Raw genomic sequence first — 14,634 nt, 5'->3', positions numbered from 1 at the left:
AAACCACATGCTCCACCGCTTGTGCGGGCCCCCGTCAATTCCTTTGAGTTTCAGTCTTGCGACCGTACTCCCCAGGCGGAGTGCTTAATGCGTTAGCTGCAGCACTAAGGGGCGGAAACCCCCTAACACTTAGCACTCATCGTTTACGGCGTGGACTACCAGGGTATCTAATCCTGTTCGCTCCCCACGCTTTCGCTCCTCAGCGTCAGTTACAGACCAGAGAGTCGCCTTCGCCACTGGTGTTCCTCCACATCTCTACGCATTTCACCGCTACACGTGGAATTCCACTCTCCTCTTCTGCACTCAAGTTCCCCAGTTTCCAATGACCCTCCCCGGTTGAGCCGGGGGCTTTCACATCAGACTTAAGAAACCGCCTGCGAGCCCTTTACGCCCAATAATTCCGGACAACGCTTGCCACCTACGTATTACCGCGGCTGCTGGCACGTAGTTAGCCGTGGCTTTCTGGTTAGGTACCGTCAAGGTGCCGCCCTATTTGAACGGCACTTGTTCTTCCCTAACAACAGAGCTTTACGATCCGAAAACCTTCATCACTCACGCGGCGTTGCTCCGTCAGACTTTCGTCCATTGCGGAAGATTCCCTACTGCTGCCTCCCGTAGGAGTCTGGGCCGTGTCTCAGTCCCAGTGTGGCCGATCACCCTCTCAGGTCGGCTACGCATCGTCGCCTTGGTGAGCCGTTACCTCACCAACTAGCTAATGCGCCGCGGGTCCATCTGTAAGTGGTAGCCGAAGCCACCTTTTATGTCTGAACCATGCGGTTCAAACAAGCATCCGGTATTAGCCCCGGTTTCCCGGAGTTATCCCAGTCTTACAGGCAGGTTACCCACGTGTTACTCACCCGTCCGCCGCTAACATCAGGGAGCAAGCTCCCATCTGTCCGCTCGACTTGCATGTATTAGGCACGCCGCCAGCGTTCGTCCTGAGCCAGGATCAAACTCTCCGATAAAGTAGTTTGACTGACTACGCACATCGCTGTGCGATTTATTTAAAACTTTGAATTAACAGGTACGTTTTGTCTTGTTTAGTTTTCAAAGATCATTACCGCTTGTTGAAGCAGCTTTATTATCTTACCACTCAGCTTCTTTTATGTCAACAAGTTTTTTTAAGTTGTTTCCGAAGCTTTTTGTTGTCTGCTGTTCATCAGCGACGTTTAATAATATACCATGCATTCGCTGAATTTAGCAAGTGTTTTTTTCATTTTTTTTAAAACGTATTTCGTTATATTCATCTCCGCCGCGGCATACGATGTAATCAAGCATGGACAAGATAAGGAGGCGTCATCAGTGAATCACTTCTACGTGTGGCACATCAGAAGGATAAAACAGCTGCTTATTATTATCATTGCCGCATTTGCAGCAGCCAGCTTTTTTTATATACAGAGAGCCGTCCCCCTTCCTGTATTTTTAACTGATAGCGGCCCGAAGGCGATCTCTAAAGGGGAGACGAAAGCGGGCGAAGTCGCATTAACATTCGATATCAGCTGGGGCGACGAAAAAGCGGTTCCGATTCTGAACGCGCTAAAAGCAAACGGCATTAAAAACGCCACTTTTTTTCTGTCAGCTTCTTGGGCGGAACGGCACCCGGACACAGTTGAACGTATGGTAAAAGACGGACATCAAATCGGCAGCATGGGATATGCGTATAAGAATTATACCAACCTAGAGGACAATGAAATAAAAAAAGATATCCTCCGGGCCCAGACTGCATTTAAAAAGCTGGGTGTGAAGAATGTTCATTTACTCCGCCCGCCGACCGGACAATTTAATAAAAAGGTTCTTACCATTGCACAGAAGTACCACTATTCAGTGGTTCATTACAGCGTTAACTCGCAGGATTGGACAAATCCCGGCCCTGATAAAATCATTGAAAATGTAAACAGTCATATAAAAGGCGGCGACATTGTCCTGCTGCACGCCTCTGATTCAGCAACACAGACTGAAGAAGCGCTCCCCGCCATTATTCACAATTTAAAGCAAAAAGGACTGAAAAACGTGACAGTCGGCGACCTGATCGCAAATACTGACGTCAAGTCATCAGAAGTGAAATAACTACCTCTGGGCAAACTTCGGCAGCATTAGCAGCTGAAACGCATTGCAGCCCATCAGCGGAATCAGCATTAAATAAAGCCAGTCCTCATTATTCACTCGTAGCGCGGGAACCCATTCAAGCGCTGTAATAACGACCATTAAAAATAATGATGAAACGAACGTATTTTTTGAGGACTGCTTTTGTTTTATATATGCCGTCAACAGGCCGACGGCAAGCAGAGCCAGCGGCAGCCAGACAAACCCCGCAATCGAGTCATCCCGCTCTCCGAAAAACAAAAATCTGACGTACATTAAATCAAAAGCGACAAACAGAATGATAAACAGCTGAAGCAGATTCCAAAGCGAGCTTGATCTGAGAATTTCAAGGGCAAACCGGTGCACCGTCAAAAAAACGAAGAATCCCATCTGGCTGATCACACTGAAAATCATGCCTACCCCGATAAACCAGATCAGAACGGAGAAAATCTGACCGGCATCAAAATTCAGGAAGAACCCCTTGTACTCCCCCCACTTCAGAGCAAATCCCACGACGCTTGTAATAAGAGCGCCCACAGCTAAAATCGAAAAGAAAAATCGAACAAGCCCGCGGCTTTTCATCTCTTATTCATCCCCCTGACAATCGCGTTCAGCGATATTTTGTTATGTATAAATCCATTCCGATGAATCATATTAAAAATAAGTACAAGTAAGGAAGGAGCTTATGCATGTCAAAAGCCAAAACGCTATTGATAAGCTGTTTTATTGTATTATCTGTAACAGCTTGTGCTCCAAAAGACCAAGCAGCGGATATGGATTATGACCAGACTAAAAAAATGGTTGTTGATATATTAAAGACAGATGATGGAAAAAAAGCAATTAAGGAAATATTAAATGATGATGCGATGAATGAGGCATTGGTGATTGATCAAAATGCCATTAAAGGCACAATAGAGAAAACCCTCACCTCTAAAAAAGGGGCGGAGTTCTGGAAAACCATCTTTGAAGACTCAAAGTTCGCCGAGAGCTTTGCAAAAACTCTTCAGCCCGAGCATGAAAAAATCATAAAAAAACTGATGAAGGACCCTGATTATCAGAAAAGTTTTATGCAGATCATGCAGGACCCCGGCATGGATAAAAAATACTATGAGCTGGTGAAAAGCCAAAAGTTCCGCAGTTACTTAGAAGATGTAATTACAGAGACACTTTCCAGCCCGCTTTTCAAAAAGCAATTCGAGGATGAATTGAAAAAAGCGGCTTCAAGCTCTGAAAAAGAAAGCCAATAAAAGGCCGGGCCGTGTTGATCCCGGCCCCTTTTTTATTCAGCTGTTTTTTCAATGACTTTCTGGGCGATCCCCATATAAATTTCCCCGATCGGATGACTTCTGTCATAGACAGAAGGCGCAAACTGGTCCTTGTCCCAATCAGGCTGTTTTAAAGGAATTCTGCCAAGCAGCGGCACCTGCAATTCCTCTGCAAGCTTATCTCCCCCGCCTTGACCGAACACATATTCTCTCTCGCCGGTTTTTGCACTTTCATAGTAAGCCATATTTTCAATGACCCCTACAACTTCATGATCGGTCTTAATCGCCATAGAACCCGCTCTCGCCGCTACAAATGCGGCTGTAGGGTGCGGCGTTGATACGATAATCTCTTTGCAGCTCGGAAGCATTGTGTGTACATCGAGCGCCACATCACCCGTGCCGGGCGGCAGATCAAGAACGATATAGTCAACCTCTCCCCAGTCAACTTCATGGAAGAAGTTATTCAGCATCTTGCCCAGCATCGGCCCTCTCCACACAACCGGAGCGTTTTCTTCGACGAAAAAGCCCATCGACATAACCTTTACTCCAAATCTTTCGACAGGAAGCAGTTTTTCTCCTTCTACTGTCGGGCGAACTGTAATACCCATCATGTCCGGCACGCTGAATCCGTATATATCCGCGTCAATCAAGCCGACTTTTTTTCCGAGCCGCGCAAGAGAAATGGCCAGGTTGACGGAAACCGTTGATTTGCCGACACCGCCTTTTCCGCTTGCCACCGCAAGAAAGACCGGCGGATGTTTCCTATTCAGCAGGGTTTCGCTTTCAACAGCCGGCCGGCTGAATTTCGCCAATGTTTCTTCCGGCAGCTCTTCAAACCGCAGTCCCACAGTTTCCGCACCCGCTTCTTTCAGAACGGATACGATTTCCTGCTGAATGCCCATCTGTTCAGCCGTCCCCGTTTTTGCCAGTGCAATTTTTACACTGACATGCCGTTTTTCCGGCTTGATCTTTACTTCTTTAATGGCATCCAATTCTCCCAGCGGTCTATGAAGAAAAGGTTCGCGCATGTTTCCGACTATATTTCTTACTTCATCTTCTCTTATCATCGAACCCTCACCCTTTGTGTATTCGTTTACAAATGGTATTATACCATATATTAAACATAGAATCGGCGAAAAACCCTCCTTACTCGGGAGGGTCTCCTTTCTCTGTGAAGTATCTCAATACGCCCTTATACACGGAAGAAGCGATTTTGTCCTGATATTTGGGCTGTCCGAGCCTTTTCGCTTCCGCGGGATTGGACAGAAATCCGATTTCCACCAGCGCGCCCGGTTTGGTTACATTCTGCATTAAGTAAATGCCGTGTATCCGTTTTGCCTTTCTCGTTGTATTCTCCAAATTGATTCTCAATTCGTCCTGTATATATTTTGCCACTTTTTCATTTTCTTCGTATTTTCCATAGTAGAAGCTTTGGGCGCCGCTCCATCTCGGTGACGGTATGGCGTTCAGATGAATGCTGATATAAAGCTCCGCCTCTGAACGGTTGATGATTTCCACGCGCTTTCTCAGATCTTCCGCTTTGCGTCTGCTGTAGCCTTTCGTCCCTTCAGGAGCTAAATCAGTATCCGTCTCCCGCGTCATAATGACCAAAGCTCCCTGCTCCTGCAAATAGTCTCTTACCCTGGAGGCCACTTCGAGAGTAATGTCCTTTTCAAGGTGACTGCCTCCCGTGGCGCCTCCGTCCGGCCCGCCGTGTCCCGGATCGAGATAGATGATTTTTCCGCTCAGCGGCAGACTCCACGGCCGCCAGGAATCATCATTATGGAATTGAAACCGGAATAAACACAATAATATGATAAAGCCAAGTAAAAAACCGAGCCATTTCAGCTTTTTTGCCATACCTTTCCCTCCCGCTTGTCCCCGTTATTAATAAGTATGGGACAAGGGAAGAAATTATGATTACCTCATGCGGAGCTTACATTGTTTTTCTCTTTGCAGAAATCCTTCCGTCCACCAGCTGTTGATAAACCGGCAGGACGCTTCATAGATTTCTTTTTGTTTAACGGAAGAATATTGCTCATGCGTCCAATTGCAAAGATATTCAAAAAAATCGACCGTCAGTTCTTCCTCTTCTTCAGCCGAACGGGCGTTTGCCCTCTGCAAAGACTCACCATAATAGCCAAAGACGCCGAACCGGCCGCCTAATAAATACGCTTCAATTGCAAAATCTATGCATCCTTCACTCAGAATGCCGTTTTCGTCTTGAAGAAAGGGAAACAAAGGGGTAAGACATGCTTTTACGGACTGAATGATCTGCGTCAGTGACAGCTCCTTTAGTAAACTCTTCTCAAGCTCAAAATCCTTCTGCCGTTTCACGTCTGAAAAAGATAATACTTCTGCCATTGCCAGCCACGCTCCTTTTTACTGTTATTTTGAAAGGAAAAGGGAAAAAGCATGCTTTGTTGATAGTGGAAATCCTCCCAAATGAAGGAGTTTTATGTTAACTGGAAGAAGAAAGAGCTGAGGTGACGTTATGAAAAAGCTGTTTCAATACAATTGGACGGTGCGTGACGAGTGGTTTATGATATGTGAAAAGCTGAGCCGGGAGGAACTGACGAAAAACCGGACGGGCGGAATGGAGAGCATCTTGCGGACTTTATTTCATATCATTGATGTCGAGATCAGCTGGGCTCGTGCCATTTTAGGTAAAGATGATGTTTTACCTGCTGAGTCTGACTATACGAGCATTCAGGATCTCAGAAAGCTGTCTGAACAGTTTCGGGAGGATGTCATTCATGCGGTCTCCCGCAAAGGACCGGATCTTGTTACGCCGGACTGGATGGACCAAACCTTTCCTAAAGAAGATATTCTCCGCCACATCCTTGCGCATGAGATTCACCATATCGGACAACTGTCGGTTTGGGCCAGAGAAATTGGAATAGAACCGGTTTCGGCTAATGTGATCAGCCGTCCGCAGGAAAAAGCCGCAAAAAAACAGCACCTCTGACGGGATGCCGTTTTTATATTTTAATGCTTCTTGTTACGGAGTATGTATTAATGTATTCATCCAGCACGAGGCCGCCTTTGTCCTCGTAAAAACCGGCAACCATAAAGCCTGCGTCAATCTGACCTTTAATTTGATCCTCCAGCGTATGGCCGAATTCAAGCGCTTCATGATTATCAATAAGTTCCTTTACCTTTTTCTTACTCAGATCTTTTTCATCCGAAAACGGAATGGAATACTTTACTTTTAGGACGCCTTCCTGCTCTAAATCCATATCAAATAAGAACACGACGGGATTTACAAAACCGGAGACTAAAGACCCGCCTTTTTTCAATACGCGATGAGCTTCTTTCCATACAGGAAGAACCGTATCAACAAAGCAATTCGATACCGGGTGCACGATAAAATCAAATGACTCATCATCAAAACAGCTCAGATCATTCATGCTGCCTTTGACAGTCCGAAGCGTAAGATCGTCCCGCTCGGCAACCATTCTGTCTTGCGCAAGCTGTTTTTCCGAATTGTCAAAGATGGTGACATCCGCTCCTGCAGCAGCCAGGACCGGGCCTTGCTGTCCTCCTCCTGAAGCGAGACAAAGAACCTTCAGACCGTCTATGGGCGGAAACCAATCCGCCGGCACATCTTTTCCGGGGGTCATCCTGATGCTCCAATTGCCTTTTTTCGCTTCACCAATCGTATGAGAATCAACCGCAACCGTCCATTCATTGCCTGTTTCGACTTTTTTATCCCATGCCTTGCTGTTATGTATGACTAACTTATTCATTATAACTGCGCTCCTTATTGGTAATGAATAGAGTATAACAAACAATTCTAGAAAAACATCGGATAACCTCTTGAATATGAGAAAAAAATACAAAAAAACCACAACCAAGGAGTTGTGGTTTTTGCAATCCAAAACGATTAACGTTTTGAGAACTGAGGTGCACGACGAGCGCCTTTAAGACCGTATTTTTTACGTTCTTTCATACGAGCGTCACGAGTCAGAAGACCAGCACGTTTAAGTGTTGCACGGTATTCTGGATCTGCTTCAAGCAAAGCACGAGCGATACCATGACGGATTGCTCCAGCTTGACCAGATAAGCCGCCTCCATGTACGTTTACTAAAACATCATAAGTACCAGCTGTTTCAGTTAAAGTTAATGGTTGTTTGATATCTTCGATTAGAGCTGGAGATGGAATGTGCTCGCTGATTTCACGATTATTAACGACGATACGACCTTCTCCTGGAACTAAGCGCACACGCGCTACAGAACTTTTACGACGGCCAGTACCGTAATATTGAACCTGTGCCAAATTGGTAACCTCCTTTTTAATTAACCGCGAAGTTCGTAAACTTCAGGTTTTTGTGCTTCATGTGGATGCTCAGAACCACGGTATACGTTCAATTTTTTGAACATTTGACGACCTAGAGAACCTTTTGGAAGCATGCCTTTGATAGCAAGCTCAAGCATTTTCTCAGGGTAGTTTGTACGCATTTCAAGAGCTGTTCTTGATTTTAATCCGCCTGGATGTTGAGTGTGACGGTAGTAGATTTTATCAGTTAACTTTTTACCAGTTAACTCGATTTTTTCAGCGTTGATGATGATCACATGATCTCCAGTATCAACGTGCGGTGTGTAAGTCGGTTTGTGTTTCCCGCGAAGGATAGATGCAACTTCTGTAGAAAGACGTCCTAGAGTCTTGCCAGCAGCATCAACAACTAACCACTTGCGTTCAATAGTACTTGCGTTAGCCATAGGTGTTGTACGCATTGAATTTCCCTCCTAAATGATCTGTCATTTTCAATAATCTTCGATTACGTTCTATTTCACAACACAATAAGTTCCGGGGCTTATCGTGGGGTTGAAATACATACCATATGATATCTTATAACTTTATGCAGACTCTGTCAAGAAAATGTTACACCTGGTTTAGTTGTCATAGCAAACGCTCCATAAATACAGCCCGTGCCCCGGTGCGGTGCGCCCCGCGGCTTCGCGATCTTTCGCTTCGAGCATTGCTTTTACATCATCGGGAGAAAATTTTCCAGCTCCTGTATCCAATAACGTTCCGGCAATGATTCTGACCATATTATAGAGAAAACCGTTTCCGGTGATCCGCATCTGCAGGCCGTCCCCGGTCTCAGTCCAATCCAGCTCGTAAATCGTTCTGACCTTATCCTGAACCGCGGTATCAGCCGCGCAAAAGCTTGTGAAATCATGTGTCCCGATGAGGTGCCTTGAAGCTTCCCTCATTTTCTGCACATTAAGCTGATATGCAAAATGGTAAGCGTAATGTCGTTTAAATACGTCCGGGTGTTTCTCCGTATATACAATGTAGCGATATTCCTTTTGGACCGCGCTAAATCGTGCATGGAACCCATCATCCGCAATCTCTGCTGTTTTGACGGCAATATCATCAGGCAGCAGGGCATTGAGCGCAAACGGCCATTTCTCAGCCGGGATGGACAGCGGCGTATCAAAATGAATGACCTGTCCGGCAGCATGAACATCGCTGTCCGTGCGGCCGGATGAGTAAACAGGCACTCTGCCGTCCGTTTTATGGATGACGGCCAGGGCTTTTTCCAATTCACTTTGAACGGTCCGCTTTCCAGGCTGAACCTGATATCCGTTAAATAAATGCCCGTCATAAGCAATGGTACATTTCACTCTCATTCAGCAGCACCTCTAACTTCTTAAGAAAAACAATAACACGGCTAATACGATGATGAGCAGAATAGCTCCGGTATCCTTTCCGGTCCAGACGAGCTTTCTGTATTTCGTTCTCCCCTCACCGCCCTGGTAGCCTCTCGCCTCCATGGCGACCGCGAGCTCTTCCGCGCGTTTAAAGGCGCTGACAAACAGCGGGACAAGCAGCGGAACAACCGCTTTGATTCTGTCTTTCACCGGGCCGCTTGTAAAGTCCGCACCCCTTGCCATTTGCGCCTTCATGATTTTATCTGTCTCTTCCATCAATGTCGGGATAAATCGCAACGATATCGACATCATCAATGCGAGTTCGTGTACGGGCAGCTTCACCTTTTTAAAAGGATTCAGGAGCTGCTCCATTCCATCCGTTATTTCAATCGGCGTTGTTGTCAGCGTCAGCAGCGTCGTCATAAAGATAAGGTAAACGAAACGGAGGGAGATAAAAATCCCCTGTATAAGTCCGCCCTCATACACTTTAAACCAGCCAAGCCGAAAAATGACAGATCCTTCATGTGTCATGAAAATGTGTAATAAAAAGGTAAACGCCACAATCCAGATAATCGGCTTAAGCCCCTTCAGCAAAAAGCTGAACGGCACGCGTGTTAAGGCAATCACCCCGAATGTAAACAAACCGAGCAAAGCGTACGTCTGTACGTTGTTTGCCAAAAAAACGATACATACAAAAAGAAAGATGCTGACAAGTTTTGTTCGCGGGTCCAATCGGTGAATAAGCGATGATCCGGGAACATACTTTCCGATAATCATGCTGTCCATCATTGGTCCTTTTCCTCCTGAAAGAAAGCCTTAATTTCACTGGCGGCATCCTGCAGGGTCAGCATGGGTTTCTCATACTTGACTCCGAGAGCCTTCTCAAGCCGTCTCTGAAACTTTACCGATTCAGGAAGATCCAGTCCCATTTCGGCCATCTCTTCACCTTTTACAAACAAGTCACGCGGACTCCCCGTCGCTTTAATGGTTCCTTTGTGCATGACGATCATTTCGTCAGCATAGCGGGCGGCGTCCTCCATGCTGTGGGTGACGAGAACGGTAGTCAGGTTTCCCCGCTGATGAAGCGCATAGAACATGTCCATAATGTCCTGGCGCCCTCTCGGATCAAGACCGGCCGTCGGTTCATCCAAAACCAGCACTTCCGGCTCCATCGCGAGAACGCCGGCAATCGCCACTCTGCGCATCTGGCCGCCGCTGAGCTCAAATGGTGAACGATTCAAAATGTCTTCCGGAAGGCCCACAAGCCCCAGCATTTCTTTTGCTTTCCGTTCAGCGTCTTCTTTTTTTACACCGAAATTCATCGGTCCGAATGCGATGTCCTTCAGCACAGTCTCTTCAAACAGCTGATGTTCGGGAAATTGGAAAACGATTCCGACTTTTTTTCGCAAAGTCTTAAGGTCTTTATTCTTTTTACCGGCTGCCAGAATCGAGCTCCCGAGTTCAAGCTGTCCTTTAGTCGGTTTCAGCAAACCGTTTAAATGCTGCAGGAGCGTCGATTTGCCCGACCCTGTATGCCCGATGACGGCAACGTAGCTGCCCTCTTTTATCACGGCATTGATATCATACAGAGCCAACCGTTCAAACGGTGTTTTCATTTGATAGCGGTGTTCTACATCTTTGATTTTAATGTCCACAGCTCATTCACCAGCCCTTCCTGAGTCAGATGGTTTTTCGTTAACGCCAGTCCGCTTTCTTTCAAAAGCAGGCTGAGCTGGAATGAGAAAGGCAAATCAAGACCGATGCGAACCAAGTCTTCGTTTAATTTAAAAATCTCTTCAGGCGTGCCCTCTGCATATTTCCTGCCGCCGTTCATCACAATGATCCTGTCCGCCCTTGCTGCTTCTTCCAGGTCATGTGTTATCGAAATGACGGTGGCCATGCCCTGATCTTTTAAGCGTCTGACAGTATCAAGGACTTCTTCTCTCCCAATCGGGTCAAGCATGGATGTCGCTTCATCCAAAATCATAATATCAGGACGCGCGGCAATAATTCCCGCGATCGCCACTCTTTGTTTTTGACCTCCGGAGAGATGGTGCGGCTCTTGATCAAGAAAATCCTGCATATTGACTTGTGTGACAGCCCAATCTACTCTCTCAATCATTTCTTCGCGCGGAACACCATTGTTTTCTAAACCAAAAGCCACATCATCGCGAACAGTCGTTCCGACAAATTGGTTATCGGGATTCTGAAAGACCATCCCTATTTTTTTTCGCACATCCCACACGGTATCCTCAGTCAGCTTGATGCCGCCGACTTCAATTTCTCCGGCCTCAGGCAAAATCAGCCCGTTCAGCGCTCTGGCCAAAGTCGACTTCCCTGAACCGTTGTGGCCTACGATAGCAAGCCATTCTCCTTCGTATACCTCCAGACTCACACCGTCCAGCGCCGGTCTTTCTGCATCTTTGCGGTAACGGAATAGAATGTCTTTAACGGATATAAGCTGTTTTTGATCCACGGGCGCCTGGCCTCCTCTCAGCTATAGCTCTGCTTGTCTGTCTCATGATAAAAAGTTCTGATATCTAAAAAAAGGGCATAGATCCAGTTAGAAACTGTCCCGCCCTTCTTTAGATACACAAAAATATGTGATTAAACCAATTCGATGATTGCCATTGGTGCACCGTCACCACGGCGAGGACCAAGCTTCATAATACGTGTGTATCCGCCTTGGCGCTCCTCGTAACGAGTTGCAATGTCAGAGAATAATTTTTGAAGTGCATCTTGGTTATTTTCTTCATTAGCAACCTCGTTGCGAATGTATGCAGCAGCTTGACGACGAGCATGCAAGTCACCGCGCTTACCAAGAGTGATCATCTTTTCAACAACAGAGCGAAGTTCTTTCGCACGTGTTTCAGTTGTTTCAATTCTTTCGTTGATGATCAAATCTGTTGTAAGATCACGAAGCATAGCTTTACGCTGTGAACTCGTACGTCCTAGTTTTCTGTATGACATGTGATGTCCCCTCCTTTAATGGAATGCTGTTTCTAAATAAAAAACACACGAAAATCCTAGTTCACATGGAAACTAGATCAATCGTCTTTGCGAAGGCCGAGTCCAAGTTCTTCTAGTTTCGCTTTCACTTCTTCAAGCGATTTGCGTCCCAGGTTGCGAACTTTCATCATATCTTCTTCCGTCTTGTTCGCAAGTTCTTGAACCGTGTTAATGCCCGCACGCTTCAAGCAGTTGTAAGAACGGACAGAAAGGTCAAGTTCCTCAATCGTCATTTCAAGAACTTTTTCTTTTTGGTCCTCTTCTTTTTCAACCATGATTTCAGCATGCTGAGCTTCGTCAGTTAAACCGACGAATATATTAAGGTGTTCAGTTAAAATCTTTGAACCGAGAGCAATTGCTTCCTTCGGTCCAGTGCTTCCGTCAGTCCAAACATCAAGTGTAAGTTTGTCATAGTTTGCAACCTGGCCTACACGAGTGTTTTCTACCTGATAAGATAAACGAGAAACTGGCGTAAAGATTGAATCGATCGGAATCACGCCGATAGGCTGATCGTCTCTTTTGTTCGAATCAGCAGGTGTATACCCACGTCCTCTTTGTGCAGTAAGGCGAACTCGGAAACTCGCATTCTCACCAAGAGTCGCGATATGAAGATCCGGATTAAGGATTTCAACATCGCTGTCGTGTGTAATATCAGCTGCTGTGACAGTTCCTTCGCCCTGTACATCAATTTCAAGCGTCTTCTCTTCATCAGAGTAGATTTTCAATGCAAGCTTTTTAATGTGCAAGATTATCGTTGTAACATCTTCCACAACGCCTTCGATTGTCGAGAATTCGTGCAGTACACCATCTATCTGGATCGATGTTACAGCGGCACCAGGGAGTGAGGATAAGAGGATACGACGTAAGGAGTTACCCAGAGTTGTACCATATCCACGCTCAAGCGGCTCTACGACAAACTTACCAAATTTGGCATCGTCGCTGATTTCAACCGTTTCGATTTTTGGTTTTTCAATCTCGATCATTACTTAAAACCCTCCTTCAAAACGTCGAAACCTCGAATAGAATCATATGAGATTCCATCCGAAATTCCCCATTGTTTAGTCCCGTATGTGCTCAGGCAACGAGTCGGTGCATTCGTTTCATAAATAACTGTATCATAACCCATTATTGACAGGGACACAAAATCTATACAAACAAATTACACGCGGCGACGTTTTGGTGGACGGCATCCATTATGAGGAACAGGAGTTACGTCTCTGATAGCTGTAACTTCAAGTCCGGCAGCTTGTAAAGCACGGATTGCAGCTTCACGGCCAGAACCTGGTCCTTTAACAGTTACTTCAAGAGTTTTAAGTCCGTGTTCGATTGAACCTTTAGCAGCTGTTTCAGCAGCCATTTGCGCAGCAAAAGGAGTAGATTTACGAGAACCTCTGAATCCTAGAGCTCCGGCACTAGACCAAGAAAGAGCATTACCATGAGTATCAGTGATCGTAACGATCGTGTTGTTGAAAGTTGAACGAATATGAGCGATTCCTGACTCAATATTCTTTTTCACGCGACGTTTACGCGTGTTTTGTTTACGAGCAGCAGCCATTGTTTAGGTACCTCCCTTACTTATTTTTTCTTGTTAGCTACAGTACGACGCGGACCTTTACGAGTACGCGCATTGTTTTTAGAGTTTTGTCCGCGAACAGGCAAACCTCTGCGATGGCGGATTCCGCGGTAGCTTCCGATTTCGATCAGACGCTTGATGTTAAGAGAAACTTCACGGCGAAGGTCACCTTCTACTTTCAGTTTGTCAATAACATCACGGATTTTACCAAGTTCTTCTTCAGTAAGATCACGCACACGAGTATCTTCAGAAACACCAGCCTCTTTCAAGACTTGCTGAGCCGTTGTGCGGCCAATTCCGAAGACATATGTTAAAGAAATAACAACACGTTTGTCACGTGGGATATCTACACCAGCAATACGAGCCATTCTCTGGGCACCTCCTTATTAATTATCCTTGTTTTTGTTTATGCTTTGGATTTTCACAGATCACCATTACTTTTCCTTTTCTGCGAATAACTTTACATTTCTCGCAGATTGGTTTAACTGATGGTCTCACTTTCATGTGTTTCCAACCTCCTTCAGTTTCCGGAGTGCTTTATTTGTAACGGTACGTAATCCTGCCACGAGTTAAGTCATATGGAGATAATTCTACCGTAACTTTGTCTCCAGGTAAAATGCGAATGAAGTGCATGCGGATTTTACCAGATACGTGAGCCAAAACCGTATGGCCATTTTCGAGTTCAACTTTGAACATCGCGTTTGGCAGTGTTTCGACAATCGTACCTTCCACTTCAATTACATCGTCTTTCGCCATTCAAGTGTTCTCCCTTCTTCAAATCAGTAACTTGCTCTCTGACAAATTTCAAAAGAGAAAATCTCAGTTATCCGTTTGTCACACGCCCTGTTTCGTTTATACTGTTCTGAACTTCCGGAGATACGCAATCATAAAGGGTGAATGATTGATATTCTTTTTCTAAGGAGAATGAAATGTACGCTTTTCTCCGTCTGCTTTAGTACACGATGATGAATCTTCATTCCGATGACAGCAGCTAGCCGTTTTTTCTTCCGACCAATTGTAAACCTACAATCTGCCCAGGTGCGG

Annotated in this window: 20 protein-coding genes, 1 rRNA gene and 1 pseudogene (1 of these 22 cut by a window edge); 3 read left to right on the top strand and 19 right to left on the bottom strand. The window is 45.7% G+C overall.

Annotated features, from left to right (window positions below):
- A 16S ribosomal RNA gene (locus U2H13_RS00950) occupies positions 1–965 on the bottom strand; it reaches 585 nt to the left of the window's first position.
- Positions 966–1,302: 337 nt separating this feature from the next.
- Here U2H13_RS00950 and pdaB point away from each other — a divergent pair.
- Positions 1,303–2,067 (top strand): polysaccharide deacetylase family sporulation protein PdaB, encoded by a 765-nt coding sequence (pdaB, locus tag U2H13_RS00945; protein ID WP_014416762.1) that lies wholly within the window; start codon positions 1,303–1,305, stop codon positions 2,065–2,067.
- Here pdaB and kbaA read toward each other — a convergent pair whose 3' ends face one another.
- The gene (gene kbaA / locus U2H13_RS00940; RefSeq protein WP_014416761.1) at positions 2,068–2,664 is read right to left on the bottom strand and encodes a KinB-signaling pathway activation protein; all 597 of its coding nucleotides are present in this window, start codon (positions 2,662–2,664) and stop codon (positions 2,068–2,070) included.
- A gap of 107 nt (positions 2,665–2,771) precedes the next feature.
- Here kbaA and gerD point away from each other — a divergent pair, with 107 nt between their 5' ends.
- On the top strand, positions 2,772–3,329 hold the full coding sequence (gene gerD / locus U2H13_RS00935; protein WP_014304224.1) for a spore germination lipoprotein GerD: 558 nt from the start codon (positions 2,772–2,774) through the stop codon (positions 3,327–3,329).
- Positions 3,330–3,361: 32 nt separating this feature from the next.
- On the opposite strand, the gene U2H13_RS00930 is transcribed toward gerD, so the two are convergent.
- The 3 genes from U2H13_RS00930 to U2H13_RS00920 all read right to left on the bottom strand — a co-directional run bounded on the left by U2H13_RS00930 (position 3,362) and on the right by U2H13_RS00920 (position 5,711).
- Positions 3,362–4,414 (bottom strand): Mrp/NBP35 family ATP-binding protein, encoded by a 1,053-nt coding sequence (locus U2H13_RS00930; protein ID WP_021494143.1) that lies wholly within the window; start codon positions 4,412–4,414, stop codon positions 3,362–3,364.
- A 79-nt stretch (positions 4,415–4,493) separates the two neighbouring features.
- Positions 4,494–5,207 (bottom strand): N-acetylmuramoyl-L-alanine amidase CwlD, encoded by a 714-nt coding sequence (gene cwlD, locus U2H13_RS00925; RefSeq protein WP_014416759.1) that lies wholly within the window; start codon positions 5,205–5,207, stop codon positions 4,494–4,496.
- Positions 5,208–5,267: 60 nt separating this feature from the next.
- On the bottom strand, positions 5,268–5,711 hold the full coding sequence (locus tag U2H13_RS00920; protein WP_011996201.1) for a DUF2521 family protein: 444 nt from the start codon (positions 5,709–5,711) through the stop codon (positions 5,268–5,270).
- A gap of 130 nt (positions 5,712–5,841) precedes the next feature.
- On the opposite strand from U2H13_RS00920, the gene U2H13_RS00915 reads away from it, so the two are divergent.
- Positions 5,842–6,315, top strand: a complete 474-nt coding sequence (locus tag U2H13_RS00915; RefSeq protein ID WP_021494144.1) for a DinB family protein — start codon at positions 5,842–5,844, stop codon at positions 6,313–6,315.
- Positions 6,316–6,328: 13 nt separating this feature from the next.
- On the opposite strand, the gene U2H13_RS00910 is transcribed toward U2H13_RS00915, so the two are convergent.
- From U2H13_RS00910 to U2H13_RS00845, 14 genes and pseudogenes are all read right to left on the bottom strand, one after another.
- Entirely contained in the window at positions 6,329–7,096 is a 768-nt protein-coding gene (locus U2H13_RS00910) for a class I SAM-dependent methyltransferase (RefSeq protein ID WP_007410414.1), read from the bottom strand.
- 137 nt (positions 7,097–7,233) lie between these two features.
- A complete protein-coding gene (rpsI, locus tag U2H13_RS00905) occupies positions 7,234–7,626 on the bottom strand; it encodes a 30S ribosomal protein S9 (RefSeq protein WP_003225846.1) in 393 nt (130 codons plus the stop codon).
- A 20-nt stretch (positions 7,627–7,646) separates the two neighbouring features.
- Positions 7,647–8,084 carry a 50S ribosomal protein L13 gene (rplM, locus tag U2H13_RS00900; protein ID WP_003225844.1) on the bottom strand — a complete coding sequence of 146 codons (438 nt, stop codon included), beginning with the start codon at positions 8,082–8,084 and terminating at the stop codon, positions 7,647–7,649.
- Positions 8,085–8,243: 159 nt separating this feature from the next.
- Positions 8,244–8,987 (bottom strand): tRNA pseudouridine(38-40) synthase TruA, encoded by a 744-nt coding sequence (gene truA, locus U2H13_RS00895; protein ID WP_017419475.1) that lies wholly within the window; start codon positions 8,985–8,987, stop codon positions 8,244–8,246.
- Between the two features lie 12 nt (positions 8,988–8,999).
- Positions 9,000–9,797 carry an energy-coupling factor transporter transmembrane protein EcfT gene (locus tag U2H13_RS00890; RefSeq protein ID WP_014416755.1) on the bottom strand — a complete coding sequence of 266 codons (798 nt, stop codon included), beginning with the start codon at positions 9,795–9,797 and terminating at the stop codon, positions 9,000–9,002.
- On the bottom strand, positions 9,794–10,663 hold the full coding sequence (locus tag U2H13_RS00885; protein WP_376700622.1) for an energy-coupling factor ABC transporter ATP-binding protein: 870 nt from the start codon (positions 10,661–10,663) through the stop codon (positions 9,794–9,796). Before U2H13_RS00885 ends, U2H13_RS00890 begins: the two co-directional genes overlap by 4 nt.
- A complete protein-coding gene (locus U2H13_RS00880) occupies positions 10,639–11,484 on the bottom strand; it encodes an energy-coupling factor ABC transporter ATP-binding protein (RefSeq protein WP_007615256.1) in 846 nt (281 codons plus the stop codon). The genes U2H13_RS00885 and U2H13_RS00880 overlap by 25 nt, the downstream gene beginning before the upstream one ends.
- Positions 11,485–11,615: 131 nt before the next feature.
- Entirely contained in the window at positions 11,616–11,978 is a 363-nt protein-coding gene (rplQ, locus tag U2H13_RS00875) for a 50S ribosomal protein L17 (RefSeq protein WP_003156550.1), read from the bottom strand.
- A gap of 77 nt (positions 11,979–12,055) precedes the next feature.
- Positions 12,056–13,000 (bottom strand): DNA-directed RNA polymerase subunit alpha, encoded by a 945-nt coding sequence (locus tag U2H13_RS00870; protein ID WP_003156549.1) that lies wholly within the window; start codon positions 12,998–13,000, stop codon positions 12,056–12,058.
- Positions 13,001–13,176: 176 nt separating this feature from the next.
- Complete coding sequence (gene rpsK / locus U2H13_RS00865) at positions 13,177–13,572, bottom strand: 30S ribosomal protein S11 (protein WP_007410409.1); 396 nt, start codon at positions 13,570–13,572, stop codon at positions 13,177–13,179.
- 20 nt (positions 13,573–13,592) lie between these two features.
- A complete protein-coding gene (gene rpsM, locus U2H13_RS00860) occupies positions 13,593–13,958 on the bottom strand; it encodes a 30S ribosomal protein S13 (protein ID WP_003156545.1) in 366 nt (121 codons plus the stop codon).
- Positions 13,959–13,980: 22 nt separating this feature from the next.
- Positions 13,981–14,094 (bottom strand): 50S ribosomal protein L36, encoded by a 114-nt coding sequence (gene rpmJ, locus U2H13_RS00855; RefSeq protein WP_003156543.1) that lies wholly within the window; start codon positions 14,092–14,094, stop codon positions 13,981–13,983.
- Between the two features lie 33 nt (positions 14,095–14,127).
- Positions 14,128–14,346: a translation initiation factor IF-1 gene (infA, locus tag U2H13_RS00850; RefSeq protein ID WP_003156508.1), complete on the bottom strand. Its 219-nt coding sequence runs from the start codon at positions 14,344–14,346 to the stop codon at positions 14,128–14,130.
- Positions 14,324–14,558, bottom strand: a pseudogene (locus U2H13_RS00845) (RNA-binding protein); the annotation flags it as partial. The gene infA and the pseudogene U2H13_RS00845, both read right to left, overlap by 23 nt.
- Positions 14,559–14,634: the final 76 nt, after the last annotated feature.

The sequence above is a fragment of the Bacillus sp. A1 genome (genome assembly GCF_042296235.1).
GTDB lineage: Bacteria > Bacillota > Bacilli > Bacillales > Bacillaceae > Bacillus > Bacillus velezensis.
This window is presented reverse-complemented; position numbering and strand designations above follow the sequence as displayed.

Bases quoted from the DNA above. Each gene is read 5' to 3' on its own strand.
- kbaA (WP_014416761.1), bottom strand. From the start codon at position 2,664: ATGAAAAGCCGCGGGCTTGTTCGATTTTTCTTTTCGATTTTAGCTGTG.
- gerD (WP_014304224.1), top strand. From the start codon at position 2,772: ATGTCAAAAGCCAAAACGCTATTGATAAGCTGTTTTATTGTATTATCT.
- U2H13_RS00930 (WP_021494143.1), bottom strand. From the start codon at position 4,414: ATGATAAGAGAAGATGAAGTAAGAAATATAGTCGGAAACATGCGCGAA.
- cwlD (WP_014416759.1), bottom strand. From the start codon at position 5,207: ATGGCAAAAAAGCTGAAATGGCTCGGTTTTTTACTTGGCTTTATCATA.
- U2H13_RS00920 (WP_011996201.1), bottom strand. From the start codon at position 5,711: ATGGCAGAAGTATTATCTTTTTCAGACGTGAAACGGCAGAAGGATTTT.
- U2H13_RS00915 (WP_021494144.1), top strand. From the start codon at position 5,842: ATGAAAAAGCTGTTTCAATACAATTGGACGGTGCGTGACGAGTGGTTT.
- U2H13_RS00910 (WP_007410414.1), bottom strand. From the start codon at position 7,096: ATGAATAAGTTAGTCATACATAACAGCAAGGCATGGGATAAAAAAGTC.
- rplM (WP_003225844.1), bottom strand. From the start codon at position 8,084: ATGCGTACAACACCTATGGCTAACGCAAGTACTATTGAACGCAAGTGG.
- truA (WP_017419475.1), bottom strand. From the start codon at position 8,987: ATGAGAGTGAAATGTACCATTGCTTATGACGGGCATTTATTTAACGGA.
- U2H13_RS00890 (WP_014416755.1), bottom strand. From the start codon at position 9,797: ATGATGGACAGCATGATTATCGGAAAGTATGTTCCCGGATCATCGCTT.
- rplQ (WP_003156550.1), bottom strand. From the start codon at position 11,978: ATGTCATACAGAAAACTAGGACGTACGAGTTCACAGCGTAAAGCTATG.
- U2H13_RS00870 (WP_003156549.1), bottom strand. From the start codon at position 13,000: ATGATCGAGATTGAAAAACCAAAAATCGAAACGGTTGAAATCAGCGAC.
- rpsK (WP_007410409.1), bottom strand. From the start codon at position 13,572: ATGGCTGCTGCTCGTAAACAAAACACGCGTAAACGTCGCGTGAAAAAG.
- rpsM (WP_003156545.1), bottom strand. From the start codon at position 13,958: ATGGCTCGTATTGCTGGTGTAGATATCCCACGTGACAAACGTGTTGTT.
- rpmJ (WP_003156543.1), bottom strand. From the start codon at position 14,094: ATGAAAGTGAGACCATCAGTTAAACCAATCTGCGAGAAATGTAAAGTT.
- infA (WP_003156508.1), bottom strand. From the start codon at position 14,346: ATGGCGAAAGACGATGTAATTGAAGTGGAAGGTACGATTGTCGAAACA.